General features: G+C 68.4%; 20 protein-coding genes. 14 read left to right on the forward strand and 6 right to left on the reverse strand.

Translation table 11 applies throughout. The annotated features are described in order from the left end of the window. Window positions 1–107 precede the first annotated feature (107 nt). From HALDL1_13975 to HALDL1_14005, 7 genes are read left to right on the forward strand one after another with little or no spacing between them, the layout of a single operon-like run. Window positions 108–1,916 carry an acetolactate synthase gene (locus HALDL1_13975; protein AHG04573.1) on the forward strand — a complete coding sequence of 603 codons (1,809 nt, stop codon included), beginning with the start codon at window positions 108–110 and terminating at the stop codon, window positions 1,914–1,916. Next, a complete protein-coding gene (locus tag HALDL1_13980; protein ID AHG04574.1) occupies window positions 1,913–2,539 on the forward strand; it encodes an acetolactate synthase in 627 nt (208 codons plus the stop codon). The genes HALDL1_13975 and HALDL1_13980 overlap by 4 nt, the downstream gene beginning before the upstream one ends. Then, the gene (locus HALDL1_13985) at window positions 2,536–3,603 is read left to right on the forward strand and encodes a ketol-acid reductoisomerase (GenBank protein AHG04575.1); all 1,068 of its coding nucleotides are present in this window, start codon (window positions 2,536–2,538) and stop codon (window positions 3,601–3,603) included. Before HALDL1_13980 ends, HALDL1_13985 begins: the two co-directional genes overlap by 4 nt. Beyond that, a complete protein-coding gene (locus tag HALDL1_13990; protein AHG04576.1) occupies window positions 3,596–3,868 on the forward strand; it encodes a hypothetical protein in 273 nt (90 codons plus the stop codon). Before HALDL1_13985 ends, HALDL1_13990 begins: the two co-directional genes overlap by 8 nt. 3 nt (window positions 3,869–3,871) lie before the next feature. Next, window positions 3,872–5,293: an isopropylmalate isomerase gene (locus tag HALDL1_13995; protein AHG04577.1), complete on the forward strand. Its 1,422-nt coding sequence runs from the start codon at window positions 3,872–3,874 to the stop codon at window positions 5,291–5,293. After that, window positions 5,290–5,898: an isopropylmalate isomerase gene (locus HALDL1_14000; protein AHG04578.1), complete on the forward strand. Its 609-nt coding sequence runs from the start codon at window positions 5,290–5,292 to the stop codon at window positions 5,896–5,898. The genes HALDL1_13995 and HALDL1_14000 overlap by 4 nt, the downstream gene beginning before the upstream one ends. Further along, on the forward strand, window positions 5,891–6,856 hold the full coding sequence (locus HALDL1_14005) for a 3-isopropylmalate dehydrogenase (GenBank protein ID AHG04579.1): 966 nt from the start codon (window positions 5,891–5,893) through the stop codon (window positions 6,854–6,856). Before HALDL1_14000 ends, HALDL1_14005 begins: the two co-directional genes overlap by 8 nt. 205 nt (window positions 6,857–7,061) lie before the next feature. On the opposite strand, the gene HALDL1_14010 is transcribed toward HALDL1_14005, so the two are convergent. Next, window positions 7,062–7,937 carry a homoserine kinase gene (locus HALDL1_14010; GenBank protein AHG04580.1) on the reverse strand — a complete coding sequence of 292 codons (876 nt, stop codon included), beginning with the start codon at window positions 7,935–7,937 and terminating at the stop codon, window positions 7,062–7,064. 294 nt (window positions 7,938–8,231) lie between these two features. Beyond that, the gene (locus tag HALDL1_14015) at window positions 8,232–9,854 is read right to left on the reverse strand and encodes a hypothetical protein (GenBank protein AHG05376.1); all 1,623 of its coding nucleotides are present in this window, start codon (window positions 9,852–9,854) and stop codon (window positions 8,232–8,234) included. Window positions 9,855–9,937: 83 nt separating this feature from the next. On the opposite strand from HALDL1_14015, the gene HALDL1_14020 reads away from it, so the two are divergent. Further along, entirely contained in the window at window positions 9,938–11,254 is a 1,317-nt protein-coding gene (locus tag HALDL1_14020; GenBank protein AHG04581.1) for a protoporphyrinogen oxidase, read from the forward strand. 42 nt (window positions 11,255–11,296) lie between these two features. Here the strand turns inward: HALDL1_14020 and HALDL1_14025 are convergent, their stop codons facing one another. Beyond that, a complete protein-coding gene (locus HALDL1_14025; GenBank protein AHG04582.1) occupies window positions 11,297–11,956 on the reverse strand; it encodes a type 11 methyltransferase in 660 nt (219 codons plus the stop codon). Between the two features lie 100 nt (window positions 11,957–12,056). Here HALDL1_14025 and HALDL1_14030 point away from each other — a divergent pair, with 100 nt between their 5' ends. Continuing rightward, window positions 12,057–12,734, forward strand: coding sequence for a metallo-beta-lactamase (locus HALDL1_14030; GenBank protein AHG04583.1), 678 nt, complete (start codon window positions 12,057–12,059; stop codon window positions 12,732–12,734). Here the strand turns inward: HALDL1_14030 and HALDL1_14035 are convergent. The 3 genes from HALDL1_14035 to HALDL1_14045 all read right to left on the reverse strand — a co-directional run bounded on the left by HALDL1_14035 (window position 12,731) and on the right by HALDL1_14045 (window position 14,308). Then, complete coding sequence (locus HALDL1_14035) at window positions 12,731–13,303, reverse strand: hypothetical protein (GenBank protein ID AHG04584.1); 573 nt, start codon at window positions 13,301–13,303, stop codon at window positions 12,731–12,733. The genes HALDL1_14030 and HALDL1_14035 overlap by 4 nt on opposite strands. 54 nt (window positions 13,304–13,357) lie before the next feature. Beyond that, window positions 13,358–13,543, reverse strand: coding sequence for a hypothetical protein (locus HALDL1_14040; GenBank protein AHG04585.1), 186 nt, complete (start codon window positions 13,541–13,543; stop codon window positions 13,358–13,360). A gap of 252 nt (window positions 13,544–13,795) precedes the next feature. Beyond that, window positions 13,796–14,308, reverse strand: a complete 513-nt coding sequence (locus HALDL1_14045) for a heat-shock protein (protein AHG04586.1) — start codon at window positions 14,306–14,308, stop codon at window positions 13,796–13,798. Window positions 14,309–14,838: 530 nt separating this feature from the next. Here HALDL1_14045 and HALDL1_14050 point away from each other — a divergent pair. The 5 genes from HALDL1_14050 (at window position 14,839) to HALDL1_14070 (ending at window position 17,985) form a co-directional block, all read left to right on the forward strand. Beyond that, a complete protein-coding gene (locus tag HALDL1_14050) occupies window positions 14,839–15,258 on the forward strand; it encodes a hypothetical protein (protein AHG04587.1) in 420 nt (139 codons plus the stop codon). A gap of 375 nt (window positions 15,259–15,633) precedes the next feature. Beyond that, window positions 15,634–16,887, forward strand: coding sequence for an NADH oxidase (locus HALDL1_14055; protein AHG04588.1), 1,254 nt, complete (start codon window positions 15,634–15,636; stop codon window positions 16,885–16,887). Between the two features lie 102 nt (window positions 16,888–16,989). Next, window positions 16,990–17,202, forward strand: a complete 213-nt coding sequence (locus HALDL1_14060; protein ID AHG04589.1) for a hypothetical protein — start codon at window positions 16,990–16,992, stop codon at window positions 17,200–17,202. Window positions 17,203–17,254: 52 nt separating this feature from the next. Continuing rightward, the gene (locus HALDL1_14065) at window positions 17,255–17,674 is read left to right on the forward strand and encodes a hypothetical protein (protein ID AHG04590.1); all 420 of its coding nucleotides are present in this window, start codon (window positions 17,255–17,257) and stop codon (window positions 17,672–17,674) included. Between the two features lie 110 nt (window positions 17,675–17,784). Beyond that, the gene (locus tag HALDL1_14070) at window positions 17,785–17,985 is read left to right on the forward strand and encodes a hypothetical protein (protein AHG04591.1); all 201 of its coding nucleotides are present in this window, start codon (window positions 17,785–17,787) and stop codon (window positions 17,983–17,985) included. Window positions 17,986–18,064: the final 79 nt, after the last annotated feature.

Here is an 18,064-nt window from a genome sequence, read left to right on the forward strand (position 1 = left end):
CATTCTCAATCGACCGAGTCGTTCCACGAACACCCGACAGCCACTGCAGTATCCGCAATGACACAGACACCAACGAACCGCGACACCACACCACGGGAGGGGTATCGATGACAGATCAGGGCGCAGTGCCGGAGTTCGGCGACAGCGAGCGTCCACACGACGGCGAAGCGAACGAACAGGACGGAGCTGAGGACAGCCAGTCGGAGTCGACCGAGGACGCCGAACCCACGACCCGGACCGGCGCGGAGTCGGTCGTCGCGTCGCTGGAGACGGCCGGCGTCGACACCGTCTTCGGAGTTCAGGGCGGCGCCATCATGCCCGTCTACGACGCGCTGTACGACTCCGACCTCGGCCACGTGACGATGGCCCACGAGCAGGGTGCGGCCCACGCCGCCGACGCCTACGGCTCGGTGACCGGGAAGCCGGGCATCTGCATGGCCACCTCCGGGCCGGGGGCGACGAACCTCGTCACCGGCATCGCCGACGCCGACATGGACTCCGAGCCGCTCGTCGCGCTGACGGGGCAGGTGCCGACCGACCTCGTCGGGAACGACGCGTTCCAGGAGACGGACACGATCGGCGTCACGACGCCCGTGACGAAGTCGAACTACTTCGCGTCCAGTTCCGACACCGTCGGCGAGGACGTGAGCACGGCGTTCGCGCTCGCCGAACACGGCCGGCAGGGGCCGACGCTCGTCGACCTGCCGAAAGACGTGACGCTGGGCGAGACGGAGGCCGAACCGACCGAGCCGTCGGTCCCGGACACCGTGAGCGTCCGCGAACACGCGAGTGACGAGGACGTGGCCGCCGCCGCCGAGACCATCGCCGACGCCGACCGACCCATCATTCTGGCGGGCGGCGGCGTCGTGAAGGGCGAGGCCACCGACGAGGTCCGGGCGTTCGCCACGGAACACGAGATTCCCGTCGTCACGACGATGCCGGGCATCGGCGCGTTCCCGGAGGACCACGACCTCGCTATGGAGATGGCGGGGATGCACGGCACTGGCTACGCGAACATGGCGGTGACGATGACCGACTGCATGCTCGCGGTCGGCACGCGCTTCGACGACCGCCTGACCGGGGGCGTCGACTCGTTCGCGCCGGACGCGGAGCTCGTCCACGTCGACATCGACCCCGCGGAGATATCCAAGAACATCGAGGCCGACCACCCGCTGGTCGGGGACGCCAGTACTGTTATCGAGCAGTTGGCGGACGCGTTGCCGGCCTCCCCGGACACCGACGAGTGGGTCGCGCAGTGCGCCGAGTGGAAGACGGAGTACTCGATGGACTACGGAGTCCACGAGGACGGCCCGGTGAAACCCCAGTACGTCGTCGAGACCGTCGACGCGGCCACGGACGACGACACCGTCGTCACAACCGGTGTCGGCCAGCACCAGATGTGGGCGTGCCAGTACTGGACGTACACGCAGCCCCGGACGTGGATCTCCTCCCACGGCCTCGGCACGATGGGGTACGGGCTGCCCGCGGCCATCGGCGCGCGCGTCGCCGCCGACGACGACCAGTCGGTCGTCTGCTTCGACGGCGACGGCTCGTTCATGATGACCTGCCAGGAGCTGGTCGTCGCGGTGCGCGAACAGCTCGACATCACGGTGTTCGTGCTGAACAACGAGGCCATCGGGATGGTCCGGCAGTGGCAGGACGCGTTCTTCGAGGGGCGCCGGATGGCCTCGGAGTACCCCTGGGTGCCGAAGTTCGACAAGCTCGCCGAGGCGTTCGGCGCCACCGGCTTCCGCATCGAGGAGTACGACGACGTGCCGGACACCGTCGAGGCGGCGCTCGCCGTCGACGGCCCGTCCGTCGTGGACGTCTACATCGACCCCGCGGAGAACGTCTACCCGATGGTTCCCTCGGGCGGCGACAACGGCCAGTTCGCGCTCTCGGAGGACCAGCTATGAGCGAGCGACAGGACCAGCAGGGCCTGCGAGGGCCGGCCCCGGAGGACCGCCAGCGACCCGCGGGCCGCCGGAACGCCCAGGGCATCCGCATCGACCCGGAGGCGGAGGCCGAACACCCGCCACGACGCACCGTCATCTCCGCGCTCGTCGAGCACGAGCCGGGGGTGCTGGCGCGGGTCTCCGGGCTGTTCAGCCGGCGGCAGTTCAACATCGAGTCGCTGACCGTCGCGGACACCCAGAACGACGACTGGGCGCGCATCACCGTCGTCGTCGAGGAACCGGACCCCGGCATCGACCAGGTGGAGAAGCAACTCGAGAAGGTCGTCCCCGTCATCCACGTCCGCGAACTCGAGGCCGACGCGGTCACGCGGGAGCTCGTGGTGGTGAAGGTGGACGCGGACCGACCGAACGAGGTCCACGCCATCACGGAGATGTACAGCGGGAAGACCCTCGACGCCGGACCGCGAACGATCACGGTCGAGTTGACCGGCGACGAGCAGAAGATAGACGACGCCATCGACGCCTTCCGTCAGTTCGGCATCCGCGAGATAGCGCGGACCGGACAGACGGCGCTGGCGCGTGGTGAGACCAAGACAGCAGTCGTTCCAGATTACCTTAAATGACAGACTCAGATTTCACGCAGCCAGTGTACCACGAATCGGACGCAGACCGACGCTACATCGACGACAAGACCGTCGCCGTACTCGGCTACGGTAGCCAGGGTCACGCCCACGCGCAGAACCTCGCGGACAGCGGCGTCGACGTCGTCGTCGGCCTGCGCGAAGACTCCTCCTCGCGGTCGGCCGCCGAGGCCGACGGCCTGCGCGTCGAGACGCCGACGCAGGCGGCCAGCGAGGCCGACGTCGTCTCGGTGCTCGTGCCGGACACCGTCCAGCCGTCGGTGTTCGAGGCCATCGAACCGGAACTGGACGCCGGCGACACCCTCCAGTTCGCGCACGGCTTCAACATCCACTACGGCCAGATCGAACCGCCGGAGAACGTCGACGTGACGATGATCGCGCCGAAGGCGCCGGGCCACCTCGTGCGCCGGAACTACGAGAGCGGCCAGGGGACGCCCGCGCTGCTCGCGGTGTACCAGGACGCGACCGGCGACGCCCAGCAGGAGGCCCTCGCCTACGCCCACGCGCTCAGTTGCGCCCGCGCGGGCGTCGTGGAGACGACGTTCCGCGAGGAGACCGAGACCGACCTGTTCGGCGAGCAGGCCGTCCTCTGTGGCGGCATCTCGGAGCTCGCGAAGATGGGGTACGAGACGCTCGTCGACGCCGGCTACAGCCCCGAGATGGCGTACTTCGAGTGCCTGAACGAGATCAAGCTCATCGTCGACCTGATGTACGAGGGGGGACTGGGCGCGATGTGGGACTCCGTCTCGGACACCGCCGAGTACGGCGGGGTCACTCGCGGCGAGTCGGTCATCGACGACTCCGTCCGCGAGAACATGGAAGAGGTCCTCGAACAGGTCCAGAACGGCGAGTTCGCCACCGAATGGGTGTCGGAGAATCAGGCCGGCCGTCCCTCCTACCGCCAGCGCCGCAAGGCCGAACAGAACCACGAGATCGAGGACGTCGGCGAACGCCTCCGCGCGCTGTTCGCGTGGGCCGACGAGGAGACCAACGAGGAGAATTCCGAGGAGCGGGAGCGGGAGTCGGGGGTGTCCGCCGATGACTGAGCGAACGATGCGGAGCGTCAGTCAGCGGAACCCGGCCGACCGCGAGAACGTCTTCGGGCGCGTGTTCCGACGCGGGCCGACCGTCGCCACCGACGGTGGCCAGCGGGAGGGCGCAGAGAGCGCCGAGGACGATGACGAGGAGCGCTCGCCGGGCGAACAGACGATGAAGGACGTCGACCAGACCCCGCCGGACGAGGCCGAGGGCGCCAATCGTGTCTGGAAGCGCGGCGGCGAGCCACCCGTACCGGAGACGGCAGAGGAGTAATCGATGAGCGAAGGTACGCTGTACGACAAGGTGTGGGACCGGCACGCGGTGACCGAACTGCCGACGGGGCAGACACAGCTGTTCGTGGGGCTCCACCTCGTCCACGAGGTGACGAGTCCGCAGGCGTTCGGGATGCTCGAGGAGCGCGGCCTCAAGGTGGCGTTCCCCGAGCACACACACGCGACTGTCGACCACATTGTGCCGACCGCCGACCAGTCGCGGCCGTACGAGGGTGCCGCCGAGGAGATGATGACCGAACTCGAAGAGAACGTCCGCAGGACGGGCATCGAGTTCGACGACCCGACGACGGGCCGGCAGGGCATCGTCCACGTGGTCGGCCCGGAGCAGGGGCTCACCCAGCCCGGGAAGACCATCGTCTGTGGCGACTCCCACACCGCGACCCACGGCGCGTTCGGCGCGCTCGCCTTCGGCATCGGCACCTCCCAAATCCGGGACGTGCTCGCCACCGGCTGCATCGCCATGGAGAAGCAGAAGGTCCGCCGCATCGAGGTGACCGGCGAACTCGGCGAGGGCGTCACGGCGAAGGACGTCATCCTGGCGGTCATCCGGAAACTCGGCACCGACGGCGGCGTCGGCTACGTCTACGAGTACGGCGGCCCCGCCATCGAGGAGATGGAGATGGCCGGCCGGATGAGCATCTGCAACATGAGCATCGAGGGTGGCGCCCGCGCGGGGTACGTCAACCCCGACGAGACCACCTACGACTACCTCGAGGGCCGCGAGAAGGTCCCCGAGGGCGAGGCATTCGACGAACTGAAAGCGTACTGGGAGTCGATCCGCTCCGAGGAGGACGCGACCTACGACGACGTAGTGGAGATTGACGGGAGCGAACTCGAACCCACCGTGACGTGGGGGACGACGCCTGGGCAGAGCGTCGGTATCTCCGAGGCGATTCCAGCGCCCGAGGACATGCCGGCCGGGAAGCAGGACGTGGCGCGGAACTCCCAGGCGCACATGGGCGTCGAACCGGGCGACACGATGGACGGCTACCCGGTCGACGTGGCGTTCCTGGGCTCGTGTACGAACGCCCGACTGCCGGACCTCCGCGCTGCCGCGGAGGTCGTCCGCGGCCGCGAGGTCCACGACGACGTCCGCGCGATGGTCGTCCCCGGCAGCCAGCGCGTGAAGGCCGCCGCTGAGGCCGAGGGCCTCGACGAGGTGTTCACCGAGGCGGGCTTCGACTGGCGCGGCGCCGGCTGTTCGATGTGCCTCGGGATGAACGAGGACCAACTGGAGGGCGCGGAGGCGTGTGCGTCCTCCTCGAACCGGAACTTCGTCGGGCGGCAGGGCTCGAAGGAGGGGCGGACGGTGCTGATGAGTCCGCCGATGGTCGCCGCCGCCGCGGTGACCGGCGAGGTCACCGACGTGCGCGAACTGGCTCCCCGGGAGGAGGTCCAGCAATGAGCGGTCCCGCCGACACCGTCCGCGAGGTATCGGGGACGGGCGTCCCCGTTCGCGGGAACGACATCGACACGGACCAGATCATCCCGGCGCGCTTCCTGAAGGTCGTCACGTTCGACGGCCTCGGGCAGTTCGCGTTCTTCGACCAGCGGTTCACGGACGACGACGAGCAGAAGGACCACCCGTTCAACGAGGAGCGCTACCAGGGCGCCTCGGTGCTCGCGGTGAATGCGAACTTCGGCTGTGGCTCCTCTCGTGAACACGCGCCACAGGCGCTGATGCGGTGGGGAATCGACGCCGTCGTCGGTGAGTCATTCGCCGAGATCTTCGCGGGGAACTGCCTCGCGCTCGGCATCCCCACGGTCACCGCCGACGCCGAGGACGTGCAAGCGCTCCAGGACTGGATCGCCGCGAACCCGGACGACGAGGTAGAGGTCGACGTCGCCGCAGAGGAGATCCGATACGGCGACACGACCGTCGACGCGACTGTGGACGACGCACAGCGGCGTGCGCTCGTCGACGGCGTCTGGGACACGACCGCGCTGATGGGGTCGAACGAGCAAGCAGTGCGCGAGACTCGCGCCTCCCTCCCCTACACCGATGACTGAGGAGATCCTGGTCATCCCGGGCGACGGCATCGGCGCGGAGGTTCTGCCTGTCGCCGTCGACGTGCTGGACGCCGTCGGCGACTTCGAATTCGTCCGCGCGGACGCGGGCGACGCGGTCGCCGCCGAGACCGGCACGGCGCTACCCGAGGAGGCGCGGGCGGCAGCCGAATCGGCCGACGCGACGCTGTTCGGTGCGGCCGGCGAGACTGCCGCGGACGTCGTTCTGCCGCTCCGCGCGGCAGTGGACTCGTTCGTGAACGTCCGACCGGCGCGTGCCTACCCTGGAGTGGAGGCAGTCAAGCCGGAGACTGACCTCGTCTTCCTCCGGGAGAACTCGGAGGGCGTCTACGGCGGCCACGAGGCCACGCTCGCCGACGGCGTGGCGACGACGACCCGCGTCATCACCAGAACGGCCACGGAGCGCCTCGCGGAATACGCCTGTGAGTTCGCACCGGAGGGGTTCACCATCGCCCACAAGGCCAACGTGATGCGGGAGACCGACGGCCTGTTCCTGGAGACGGTCGAGCGGGTCGCCGAGGAGCGAGGCGTTCCGACGCAGGCCGAACTGATGGACGCGATGGCGACGCACCTCGTGCAGTCCCCCGAGGACTACGACACGGTGGTCTGTCCGAATCTTGCGGGCGACGTGCTCTCGGACCTGGCGGCCGGCCTCGTCGGTGGTCTGGGTCTCCTCCCGTCGGCGAACGTCGGCCCGGAGCGTGCACTGTTCGAACCGGTCCACGGCTCCGCGCCGGACATCGCAGGGAAGGGCGTGGCGAACCCGACGGCGGCGGTGCTGTCGGCCGCGATGCTGCTGGAGTTCTTCGACTACGACGAGGACGGACAGCGCGTCCGGACAGCGGTCGAGCACGTGCTCGCGGAGGGGCCGCGGACGCCCGACGTCGGCGGCGAGGCGACCACCGAGGAAATGGGCGCCGCGCTGCTCGACCGACTCTGAACGGTCCCACTAGTTCTTCGGTCTGGTCAGGGAACGCTACCGGTGGGGCTGACAGGCGACGCGCTGCGGGTCGAAGACTGTCCCGCGACGGTGCGCCGCACGACCGCGGGTCGCCGCGGTCCGATTTCTACATCACGGGCCGCAGTGCTCCCGGCTTCGTACTTCAACCCTCGCAGACGACAGCGTGTCGTGAGGAGTCCCTGGACTACAGAATAGTCGTCCCGTTCCCGATTGCGGTGGGGTAGGACGTGGCGTCGACGCCGGCGCTCTCGAACCCCTCGACGAGCGCGCTGGCGACGCGCCGGCGGTCGCCCGTCCGGCAGACCGCGAGGACGGCGGGACCGGCGCCGCTGATGGTGACGCCCGTCGCGCCAGCGTTGCGCGCGGCCTCGCAGGCGGCGTCGTAGCCGTCGACGAGTGCCGCCCGAGCGGGCGTCACGAGGTGCTCTTCGAGGCCACGACCGACCTGCGCCGGGTCGTCGTGACACATCCCGACTGTGAGCGTCGCCGCGGCTCCAACCGTCTCTACGAGGTCCTCGATGGATGCGGACTGCGGGACGACGTCGCGTGCGTCGCGCGTCGAGACCACGATCTCCGGGAGGCAGACGACCAGCGGGACGTCCGCGTCGACCTGCTCAATGCCGTCGTCACGGACCACCGTGAACCCGCCGAGGATGGCTGGCGCGACGTTGTCCGCGTGGGCGTCTCCCGAGGCGGCGGCCTCCCCCTCGGCGGCGATACGGACGAGCTCCTCGGGTGTGTGCTGGCGGTCGTACAGCGCGTCGAGGGCGACGGCTGCCCCGGCGGCGCTCGACGCCGACGAACCGAGCCCTGAGGACGGCCGGACGCCCTTGTCGATGTGGATGTGGGCGGGCGCGTCGAGAGCCTCCGCGACGACGCCTGCGGTGTTCTTCTTCGGGTCCTCGGGGACGTACTGGGCGCCCATCCCCGTCACTTCGATGGTCGTCTCGGCGGCGCGCTCGACGCGAACGACGTCCGCCGGCCGGTCGAGGGCCACCCCGAACACGTCGAACCCGCTGCCGAGGTTGGCGCTCGTCGCCGGCGCGCGGACGGTAATCATGTCACGACGTAGCGGAGGGGCCCGCAAAAGCGTAGCGGAGTGCGCGGTCGAGCGAAGCGAGGCCGCGGAACGAGCGAGCGGGGAGGAACGACCCGCGAGCCGTGCGAACGGCGGCAGGGAGGCACCAGGCTGGCGAGCGGTAAGCGCACCGAATCGCGCTGTCGATCACTCGACCGTGACGTCGAACCGGGTACCCTCGCCCGCCGCGGTCGTCAACGAGAGGCCCCAGCCGTGGGCGTCGGCGACCTCCTGGACGATTGCGAGACCGAAGCCGGTGCCGTCCTCGCTGGTGGTCTACCCCCGCTCGAAGACGTGCTCGCGTTCGTCCCGGGGGATGCCGGGGCCGTCGTCCGCGACGAAGAACCCGTCGTCGGTGGTGCCGACGGTGACGGTTACGCTGCCTGTCGGCGCCCCATCTGGGCTCGTGGTTCCGTGTTCGACGGCGTCCCGCCGAGTGTTCGAGGCGGGTCTCGGGGAGCCGTGCTCCACGGCGTCACCAGAACGCCCCGCGTTCTGGTTGCCTGTCGAACCGTGTTCGACAGCGTTCCGGAAGAGGTTCTCCAGCAGGCGGAGCAACGCGGTCTCGTCGGCGACCACCGGGCCGTCGTTCTGCACGTCGAGGGTCGCGTCTGCGTCCATCGTGTCGACAGCGTCCCACGCCGTCCTTGCAACCTCCGCCAGCGACACCGTCTCGCCGTCGACGTCGGTGTCGCCCTCCCGGGCGAGCGTGAGCAGGTCCTCGATGATGCGTTCCATACGGTCGAGGGCGGCGTCGACCGTCTCGAAGTGGGCGTCGTCGCCACTCTCGCGGCCGAGTTCGAGGTGGCCGCGCGCGACGTTCAGCGGGTTCCGGAGGTCGTGGCTGACGACACTGGCGAACTCCTCCAGACGCTCCTCGCGGACCTGTCGGTCGGTGACGTCCTGGAGGAGGACGACCCTGCCGGTGCGCGCCCCCGACTGGTCGACGGACGTGACGGACACCTCGTAGGTCCGGGGCTCGCCAGCGTGGACGTATTCGCACTCGTAGGCCCCCGGCGTCCGCCAGCAGTCGTCGCCGAGTACTGGCGTGAGCGCGTCGCTGGCGAGCGACCCGACGGGTGCACCGACGACGTCGCGGCCGGCGGGGTTCGCGGCCACGACGCGGTCGTCGTCGTCAATCACGAACACCGGCCGGTCGAGTTGCCTGACGACCGTCTCCCAGGCGATTGGGGTGAGGGTGAACAGTTCGTTGCGGGCGACGCTCCACGCGACGACGCCCGCGGTGACGACGAAGGCGAGCACCGGGAGATTCAGCGACGGAATCGGGTTCATGCCCGAGATGTAGACGAGTCCCGCGACCGCCGGGGCGAGCGCGCCGACGAGGAGCGCCGTCGTCTGCCGGCTGTAGAGGTCGACGGCGTGCGAGCGGTGGCGGACGAGCAGCCACACGGTCGCGGCGACCAGCGAGTAGACGTACGCCATGAACCCGTAGAAGACGGGGCCGTGGTCGGTCTCCAGCGCCACGAACGCGCCGAGGTCGACCGTCTCCACGCCCTCCCACACGAGGTGCGAGGCGGGGTAGGCGAGGACGAGTGCGAACACGACGACAGGCGGCGTGGCGAGCACCACCCATCGGCGCCGCGTGAGCAGGTCGTCGTAGCCGACGTACGCGAGGATGTACGCGAACCAGAGCAACGGGACGGAGACGTTCCCGAGGTACTGGACGCGGGCGAACAGCACCTGGGCGCTCGTCGTCGTCACGGTGAGTTCGGCGGCGTAGCCCAGCATCCACACCCCCGTCGCGACCATCAGCGGCACCGCCACCCGGTCGCCCCGGGCGCGGGTGCCGGACTGACGCACGAGGTAGGCGCTGAACGCCACGAACGCCAGCCCGCATACGGCGAGCGGCAGCGTGTACGGGGTCGCCTGGAACGCCATACCCTCCGCAAAGCACGGCCCCCTCAAAGCGGTGGCGGCCCCGGACCGTAACGCTAACACGGAATCCAGCCCGATGATGTGTCATGATCGCAATCGTCGGTGGCGGCATCGCGGGACTCGCGGCCGCCCGCCGACTCCAGTCCCACGGCCACGAGGCGCGCGTCTTCGAGGCGGCCGACCAGGTGGGCGGTCTCGCGGCGACCCAGGAGACCGCCGGCGACCCCATCGAGAAGTTCTACCACCACCTCTCGGCATCCGAGGAGACCATCGTCGAAGTGCTCGAGGAGCTCGGCCTCGGCGACGACCTGCGGTGGCCCATCGGGAAGAACGCCTACTACGTCGACGGCACGGTCCACCCGATGGACAAGCCGTGGGAGATCCTCGCCTTCCCGCATTGGAGCCTCTACGACAAGTTCCGCCTGGGGATGCTCACGCTCGACGTGGACGTCCGGGGCGGGGTCCCGAAGTTCGACACGTACGAGCGACTGGAGGACTTCGAGGACGTCTCCGTGAGGGAGTTCTGCATCGAGCACACCACCCGGAACGTCTACGACACGTTCTTCGAACCGCTGCTGGAGGCGAAGTTCGGCGAGCGGATGGGGGACGTGAGCGCGGCGTGGCTGCTCGGACGCATCAAGTTCCGCGGCGAACGAGACCTGCTGCGGGGCGAACCGTTGGGCTACCTCGACGGCGGGTTCGGTCGCCTGCTCGACGCGCTCGTCGAGGACGTCGGCCGCGAGCACATCGAGACCGGGGCCAGAGTCACCGAGATCTGGAACGACGAGGACGGCGTCGAGTCCGTGACCGTCCAGCGTGACGGCGACGCGCCCAAGAGAGTCGACGCGGACGCCGTCGTCGTGGCCGCGATGCCGAACGTCCTGGAGTCGCTCACCGGCTACGAGTGCGACATCACGTTCCAGGGGACCGTCTGCTCGCTAGTGAGCATGGACCGACAGCTCACCGACACGTACTGGCTGAACATCGCGGACGAGGCCCCGTTCGGCGCGCTCATCGAGCACACGAACTTCATCCCGCCAGAGCGCTACGGCGGCGAACACCTGCTGTACGTCCCGAAGTACGTCCAGAGCCAGGAGGACGAGGTCTGGCAGATGGACGACGACGAAGTCAGAGAGCACTGGCTGTCGGGCATCGAGGACCTCTTCCCCGAGTTCGACCGCTCGCACGTGAACTGGGTGGAGACGTTCCGGAACCCCCGCACCGCACCCGTCTACGAACGCGGCTACCTCGACATGGTCATCCCCTACGACCTCGCCGCCGACGGCCACGACGGCGTCTACTACGCCGGGATGGCGTCCCGCGCGCAGTACCCCGAGCGGTCGCTGAACGGCGGCATCGTGGCGGGGTACGAATGTGCCGACCGCATTACCAACGAGCGGTAGCGACCGAGTTAGCGGGTTTCCGCGATTCGACCGACCGTCGTGTCACCGGGACGGCGCGGCCTCGATGGCGGTGATGACACCGAGCAGCGCCGTCGATGCGTGGTGGACCACGAGGTCGGTTCCTTCGAAGAGCGCGAGCGGCTCCTGGTTCCACCGACAGCTGTGTTTCTCGTAGTGGGCGTCCGCCCGCCAGTCCTGGAACCGCGCGAGCGGGCCGACGGAGCTCCGCCCGTGTTCGAGCAGAAGGACGCGGCCCTCGGGCTTGCAGACGCGGGCCATCTCGTTCAGGGCGGCGACCGGGTCGGGGAACGTGCACGTCGACAACGACGAGACGACGGTGTCGAAGCTGTCGTCGGGGAACTCCAGGGCCTGAGCGTCCATCTCGTAGAGGCCCTCGACGCGGTCCCAGGCGCCGACCCGGTGTCTGGCCTTCGTGAGCATATCGGGGCTGGCGTCGATGCCCACGTAGGTGGTGGCGTCCGGGAGATAGCGTGCGTTCAACCCCGTCCCGCAGGCGACGTCGAGGACGCGCCCCTGTGCGCGTCCGAACAGCCGTTGCCGGTACCGTCCGGTGAAGAGGTGATTCAGCCAGCGGAATCTGTCCATCTGGTCTGCCTGGTCGGCGTACGTCTCCCGGACGTCGTCCAGCGAGTGCGAGCGGCGCCCGCTCGACGGACCGGTGTTCGCTCTCGATTCGGTCATGTGGACCCCTACGGCCCGACGTGGCAAATAGACAACTGCCGGCTGTCGGGCCGGACAACGGCTGCCAAAGCATAAGCGGCTCACGTCCGAACGCTCACGCATGACCGCGGAACTCCGGCCGGGCGTCTGGTGGCTCCCACAGCGCGGCGTCAATGCCTACCTCGTCGAGGACGGGGACGCGCTCACGCTCGTCGACGCGGGGATGCCGTGGCAGGCCGAAAACATCCGGCGGGGACTGGAGGTTGCGGGCTACCAGCCCCGGGACCTCGACCGCGTGCTGATCACGCATTACGACCTCGACCACGTCGGCGGCCTGCGCTCGCTTCTGGAGTCGGCCGGCGACGTGGACGTCTACTGCGGCGCCCGCGACGCGGACATCCTGACGGGACGCCGGAAACCGCCGCTACGCAACCGGAAGGGACTGTTCCACCGGCTCACCGGGTTCCTCGTGCCGTCGATAGAATCGCCGGTCCACAGCGTCGAGGACGGCGACCGCATCGGCGGCTTCGAGGCGATCCACACGCCCGGTCACACGGTCGGGCACACGGCCTACGTCCACGAGGGGCGCGACGCGGCGCTACTGGGTGACCTGGTTCGCGCGGACGACGGCGCCCTCGAACCGTCGCCGGCGCTGCTGTCCGTGGACACCGACGACGTCGACGCGAGCATCCAGCGGGTGCTCGAGCGCGTGCCCGACTTCCGGGCGGCCTGCGTCGGTCACGGCGACCCGCTCCGGTCCGGTGGGCGAGCGGCGCTCGCGGCGGCCGTGGAACGTTAGACGAAGGGGCTGTCGTCGGGGTCGACGTCGTCCGGTTCCTCTGCGTCGCCGCGCCTGACATCGCCGTCCTCCGTCTCGACGTAGACGTCGTCGTCGTAGCCGGCGGCCGCGTTATCGAAGGTCGCGGCCTCCAGTTTCTCCGGGGTGGTCGGCGCGTCCGGGACGCCGCCAGCCGGACGGAACTCGCCCAACGGGTCGTCGATGCTGATTCCGTGGGCGTCGAAGAAGCCGGCGTAGCGGTCGTAGTGCGCCGAGAGTTCACCGGGCGGGAACTCCATCATCTCCGCCCAGCCGTGGTTGTAGAAGTCGAAGTTGCCGACGATGTGGGTTATCTCGCGGGCCGAAGCCTCCGTGTACCCTTCCTGGAGGGCGGCGAGGTACATGTCCATCGTCGCGTCGAAGAAGCCCGCGAGGTGGTCCTCGCGCTCCGCGCGCTGGGCCTCGGGCGCCTTGTCTGCGAAGATTCTGACGTGGAGGTCGACGAGTTTCGGCCGCACGACGTCGCGGAGCCCCGGCAGTTCGAGCGCCTTCCGGGACGCGAAGTGACGGACGTTCTGACGAATCTTCATGGGGCGGCCTACGGAACGGACGCTAAAGAACGTCCCGACCGGTGGAGGGCGCGCTCAGTTGACGTACGCCACTTCGGTGTCGTCCTCGAACGGCACCCGCGTCACGCGCTTGAAGTACGTGACCCGGACCCAGCCTGGCTGCTCGGCCGGCTGGACGACGACGTTTTCGTCGTCCGGGAAGTCGAGGTGGTCACCGGGGCGGACGAGTTCGGAGACGAGCCTGTAGTCCTTCTCTGACATCTTGGGCGTCGTCGGCCGCGGTAATCCGCGGTTACCGACTACGACACGCGTTAACGCCCGGCTACTATGACTGTTTCGCCTCCGGAGCGCTGTTAGTTAGACTATTGTCAGGACGTCGGATAGCCGGGCCGAGTAACCGGGTCGATTGGCGGAGCGAGCAGCAAGAACATCCTACCAGCCGTGCAAGCCGTGCTTACCCGGACTCGGTGAGCGGCGGCTACCGCGACGAGCGCGAAAAAATGAATCGGGGCGTTACTGGAAGCCGATCTGGTGGCGGCGCTCCTGCTCGTCCTTCGGGACGGTTATCTCGCAGACACCGTCCTCCTGCGTGGCGCTTGCCTCCTCGGGGTCGATGTGCGCCGGGAGCGAGATGCGGCGTTCCAGGCGAACGGGTCGTTCGGTGAGCAGCGCGCTCTCGCCTTCGTCCGCGTCGAAGACCGGGTCCTCCGACCGGTCGGCGGTGATGAACAGGTTGTTCGCGTCCGCGTGGATGTCGATCTGGTCCTCGTCGAAGCCCGGGACGTCGATGTAGACGACGACGTCCTCGTCGGACTCGACGATGTCGACCATCGGGATGGCGGCCGGCGGCTGCGAGCCGACGCCCCCACTACCGCCCTGTGCCGCTGGGGGCATCGACGACTGCGAACCCGTCGGCTGCCGCTGGCCCGCCATCGACGGCGCCTCCATCGGCGGCTGGCCCGACCTGGCGGCCGAACCGACGTTCGTGGAGACGTTCTCTCGCGGCCTCTCCTGGTCTCTGGTCATAGGTTTCGCTTGCTGGTCGTCCGCGATTCCTTGCCGCGGTACTGCCCGTAGCGGCCCTGCTGCTGGCCGCCCCGGTTCTGTTCAGTTCCCTGGTGGCGCTGACTCCCCTGGTGCTGCTGGCCTCCCTGATGCTGCTGGCCACCCTGGTGCTGTCCGACCTGGTGGGTTCCCTGCTGCTGGCCGTGCCGGCTCTGCTGGTGCTGCTGGCTTCCCTGCTGACCGTACTGCTGGCCGCCCTGGTGCTGTCCGGAGCGACCGTGCTGCTGGCTGCCCTGTTGCTGACTGGTTCCGTGCCGGTCACCCTGGTACTGCTGACCGCCCTGCTGGCGGCCGCCCTGGTGTTGCTGGCCCTGCTGGCCCTCGATCCAGTTCTGCTGGGAGTACTGTTCGCGCTCCTGCTGTCCGGAGTGCCCACCCTGCTGGCCCATCCGACCGTGCTGTTGATGGGTGCCCTGCTGACGCTGGCCGCCCTGGTGCTGCTGGCCGCCCTGGTGCTGCTGGCCGCCCTGCTGGTGCATCCCCTGCTGGCCGTGCTGTTGATGGGTGCCCTGCTGACGCTGGCCACCCTGATGCTGCTGACCGCCCTGCTGCTGGCCACCCTGGTGCTGGGGGCTCTGGTGACCCTGCCGCTGGCCCATCTGACCCTGATGTTGCTGGCCGCCTTGGTGCTGCTGATGGCCGCCCTGGTGCTGCTGATGGCCGCCCTGGTGCTGCTGATGGCCGCCCTGGCCCATCTGGCGCTGACCGCCCTGGTGCTGCTGGTGGCCACCCTGCTGCTGACTCGTCTGGTGCGGTCCGTGCTGCTGGTGCTGGCTGCCCTGGTGCTGACCGCCCTGGCCCATCTGGCGCTGGCCACCCTGGTGCTGGCGCTGACCGCCCTGCTGGTGTGTTCCCTGCTGTCGTTGCTGGCCTCGCTGCTGGCCCTGTCGATACTCCTCACCCTGTCGTGACTGTCGGTGTCGTGTGTCGTCGTTCATAGTCGGAATCAGCCCCGCGTCGGGACGACTCAATCATCCACGGGAGAGCGAATAAACCGGCGCGATAGTTCACCCGAATTCAGGCGGTAGAAGTCCTGTAGCACACACTTACCGTATTTCGTGACACAGACACCCACATCGGAAGGGAGTCGCCAACGGACGGGTGTGCGAGTCGTTACCCGGCGAAAGTCGGTCCTACTCTCGCTTTTTCCAGCGGTACTCCGGCGGTTCTGCGCCGGTTACCGCGAGCGGCCGAGCGTACGCCGAGGGTTACGGTCAGTAACTCCCAGGGGCGCCACTGCCAGGCAGATAGCAATCCACTTTAACCCTGAAGGCTTCACACCCAGTATGACCGAGTCGTACGTGATAATCGGTGACGGCATCGCGGGGAGTTCCGCCGCCGAGGCCCTCCACGAGGAAGCCCCCGACGTCGATATCACCGTCGTCACCGACGAGGGTGAGACCCTGTACAACCGGATCCTCATCAAGGAGTTCGCCAAGGGGAAACTCCCCGAGGCACCCATCAGCATCCACGAGCCCGACTGGTACGACGAGCGGGACATCGACCTCCGCCTCAACACGCTTGTCACGGGCGTCGACCCGGAGGCACACACCATCCAGACCCACGAGGGCGAGGAGATTTCCTACGACAAACTGCTGGTCGCTGCGGGCGGGACGCCGAACCAGCTCCCCATCGAGAACTCGGACGCCGAGGGCGTCCACCACTTCTGGACGTTCGAGGACGCGCGCCGCATCCGCGAGCACGCCGAGGCGGCCGACACCGGCGTCGTCGTGGGCGCGGGCCTGCTCGGCATCGACCTGGCGGCCATCTGCGGCGGCCAGGACGTCGACGCGAAGTACCTGATGCGCGGCAACCGCTGGTGGCGGTACGCGCTCAGTGAGGACGGTGCGGAAATCATCCACGAGGGGCTCCGCGAGAAGGGCGTCGAACCGGTGTTCGAGTCCGGCGCCGACAGCTTCGAGGTCGACGACGACGGCGAGGTCGTCGCCACCATCGACGGCAACGGCGACCGCCACGAGTCCGACTTCGTCGGCGTCGCCATCGGCCTCGACTTCAACGTCGAGATTCTCCAGGACACCGAGGCGACCATCGACGGCGGCGTCCACGTGGACGAGTTCATGCGGACCGAGCTCGAGGACGTCTACGCGGCGGGCGACATCACCCAGTTCTTCGACACCATCATGGGCCAGCGCGCCCAGAACGGGTCGTGGGGCTCCGCGAAACAGCAGGGCGCGCTCGCGGGGAAAGTGATGCTCGCGGACAACGGCCACGACGTCGACGTCGAGCCGTTCCGCTGGGTCTCCTCGTACTCCATCACGCACTTCGACTTCCCGTTCCTCTCCTTCGGCTTCCCGACGATGGGCGACGACGACTGCGAGCGAAAGTACAACGACGGCGAGTGGCGCCGCCTCACGTTCAAGGATGGCAAGCTCATCGGGGGCGTGCTCATCGGCAACCTCGCGCCGCAGTCGAAGTACAAACAGCTCATCAAGAAGGAGGCCCACGTCGCCGACCAGAAGGACATCCTCCTCCAGGACAACTTCGAACTGGACGACCTCGCAATCCCGCAGGAGCAGTAAACGCGCCGCTGTATCCACTTCTGTCGAAGTAATCCGAGACGGCGGTAGCTTTATCACCAATCGTGCCATACGGTAGCACGGCACACGAGTGCCGGTGAACCGATGAACCCGATCCTCGAAGCGACGGAGACCGGAGTGGTGACCGACGAGCAGACAGTCCGAGACTACGACGAGCTAGCCGAGCAGGCGAAGGCGGCGCTCCCCGCAGCCGTCGAGCGGGACACCGTCTCGATCCCCGAGGCCGCGGCGGCCGACTTCACCGACGGCGAGGTCGTACGGTTCACCGGCTACTATCGCGTTAGCGTCGGCCAGTAGACCGGGTACCCCAACCGAAGCCGTTTTTCCCGTCCGCACCCCACGTTGCGCCATGAGCCAGACTGGGGGGAGCACGGACATGACCCTCGCATTCGAGCTGTCCGCGCTCCAGGAACTCGCCAAGCCCGGCACCGCGTTCGCGGGCGCGCGCCAGTGGACGGAGTACGTCGGCGTCGTCTCCGACGAACCCACCTACGTCGTCACGAACTTCACGCGCAAGCGCCGCATCCGCCAGGACTTCTTCTCGGGACCGAAGGGCCGCGAGGAGAGCCTCGAGTCCGTGAAGCGCCAGTTCGACACCGAACGCCACGTCTTCGTCGGCGTGAACGACGAGGACCGGGAACTCGCCGAGGCAGTCGGCTGGGAGTACCTCCCGCTGGAGGACGCCGCGGAGAAGGCCGGCTGGGAACTCGCGTCCGAGGCCGACGAAGCGGAGACGCCGGAGGAACCCGTGCGCGACGACTGGCCGTAGCTCCGCAGCACCAGTCCAATCGGCCCTGTTTCAGTTACGTTTCCGACGAAGCCAATTTCTTTAGGCGACTGATGCAAGTCAGTGGCCGTCGTCTTCCCGCACGAATCCAGATGGCCAGCCAGGCACCAGAAACCGACAAGATGGTCGAGCCGTGCGCGAACTGCGGGCGCGATACCCCACACACAGTCGCGGTCGAACTGTGGACGGAGAGCGCGGGCGGGGAGAACGCGTCGTTCTCCCGCGAACCGTACCGCGTCGCCGAGTGTCAGAACTGTGGCGAGGAGTTCGTGCAGCGGATGAGCAACGCCTGACCTCCGGGTGACGAGGCGGTCGCCGCTCTCTCCTACACGCGCGTTCTCTCTGTTCCCCGACTGTTCACCGAACCCGAGC

Source organism: Halobacterium sp. DL1 (assembly GCA_000230955.3).
Taxonomy (GTDB): domain Archaea; phylum Halobacteriota; class Halobacteria; order Halobacteriales; family Halobacteriaceae; genus Halobacterium.

Coding starts and splice junctions, on each gene's coding strand:
- HALDL1_14000 (AHG04578.1), top strand. CDS start 5,290: ATGAGCGGTCCCGCCGACACCGTCCGCGAGGTATCGGGGACGGGCGTC.
- HALDL1_14015 (AHG05376.1), bottom strand. CDS start 9,854: ATGGCGTTCCAGGCGACCCCGTACACGCTGCCGCTCGCCGTATGCGGG.
- HALDL1_13985 (AHG04575.1), top strand. CDS start 2,536: ATGACAGACTCAGATTTCACGCAGCCAGTGTACCACGAATCGGACGCA.
- HALDL1_13975 (AHG04573.1), top strand. CDS start 108: ATGACAGATCAGGGCGCAGTGCCGGAGTTCGGCGACAGCGAGCGTCCA.
- HALDL1_14030 (AHG04583.1), top strand. CDS start 12,057: ATGACCGCGGAACTCCGGCCGGGCGTCTGGTGGCTCCCACAGCGCGGC.
- HALDL1_14045 (AHG04586.1), bottom strand. CDS start 14,308: ATGACCAGAGACCAGGAGAGGCCGCGAGAGAACGTCTCCACGAACGTC.
- HALDL1_14005 (AHG04579.1), top strand. CDS start 5,891: ATGACTGAGGAGATCCTGGTCATCCCGGGCGACGGCATCGGCGCGGAG.
- HALDL1_14055 (AHG04588.1), top strand. CDS start 15,634: ATGACCGAGTCGTACGTGATAATCGGTGACGGCATCGCGGGGAGTTCC.
- HALDL1_13995 (AHG04577.1), top strand. CDS start 3,872: ATGAGCGAAGGTACGCTGTACGACAAGGTGTGGGACCGGCACGCGGTG.
- HALDL1_14035 (AHG04584.1), bottom strand. CDS start 13,303: ATGAAGATTCGTCAGAACGTCCGTCACTTCGCGTCCCGGAAGGCGCTC.
- HALDL1_14020 (AHG04581.1), top strand. CDS start 9,938: ATGATCGCAATCGTCGGTGGCGGCATCGCGGGACTCGCGGCCGCCCGC.
- HALDL1_14025 (AHG04582.1), bottom strand. CDS start 11,956: ATGACCGAATCGAGAGCGAACACCGGTCCGTCGAGCGGGCGCCGCTCG.
- HALDL1_13980 (AHG04574.1), top strand. CDS start 1,913: ATGAGCGAGCGACAGGACCAGCAGGGCCTGCGAGGGCCGGCCCCGGAG.
- HALDL1_13990 (AHG04576.1), top strand. CDS start 3,596: ATGACTGAGCGAACGATGCGGAGCGTCAGTCAGCGGAACCCGGCCGAC.
- HALDL1_14010 (AHG04580.1), bottom strand. CDS start 7,937: ATGATTACCGTCCGCGCGCCGGCGACGAGCGCCAACCTCGGCAGCGGG.
- HALDL1_14040 (AHG04585.1), bottom strand. CDS start 13,543: ATGTCAGAGAAGGACTACAGGCTCGTCTCCGAACTCGTCCGCCCCGGT.
- HALDL1_14065 (AHG04590.1), top strand. CDS start 17,255: ATGAGCCAGACTGGGGGGAGCACGGACATGACCCTCGCATTCGAGCTG.
- HALDL1_14070 (AHG04591.1), top strand. CDS start 17,785: ATGGCCAGCCAGGCACCAGAAACCGACAAGATGGTCGAGCCGTGCGCG.
- HALDL1_14060 (AHG04589.1), top strand. CDS start 16,990: ATGAACCCGATCCTCGAAGCGACGGAGACCGGAGTGGTGACCGACGAG.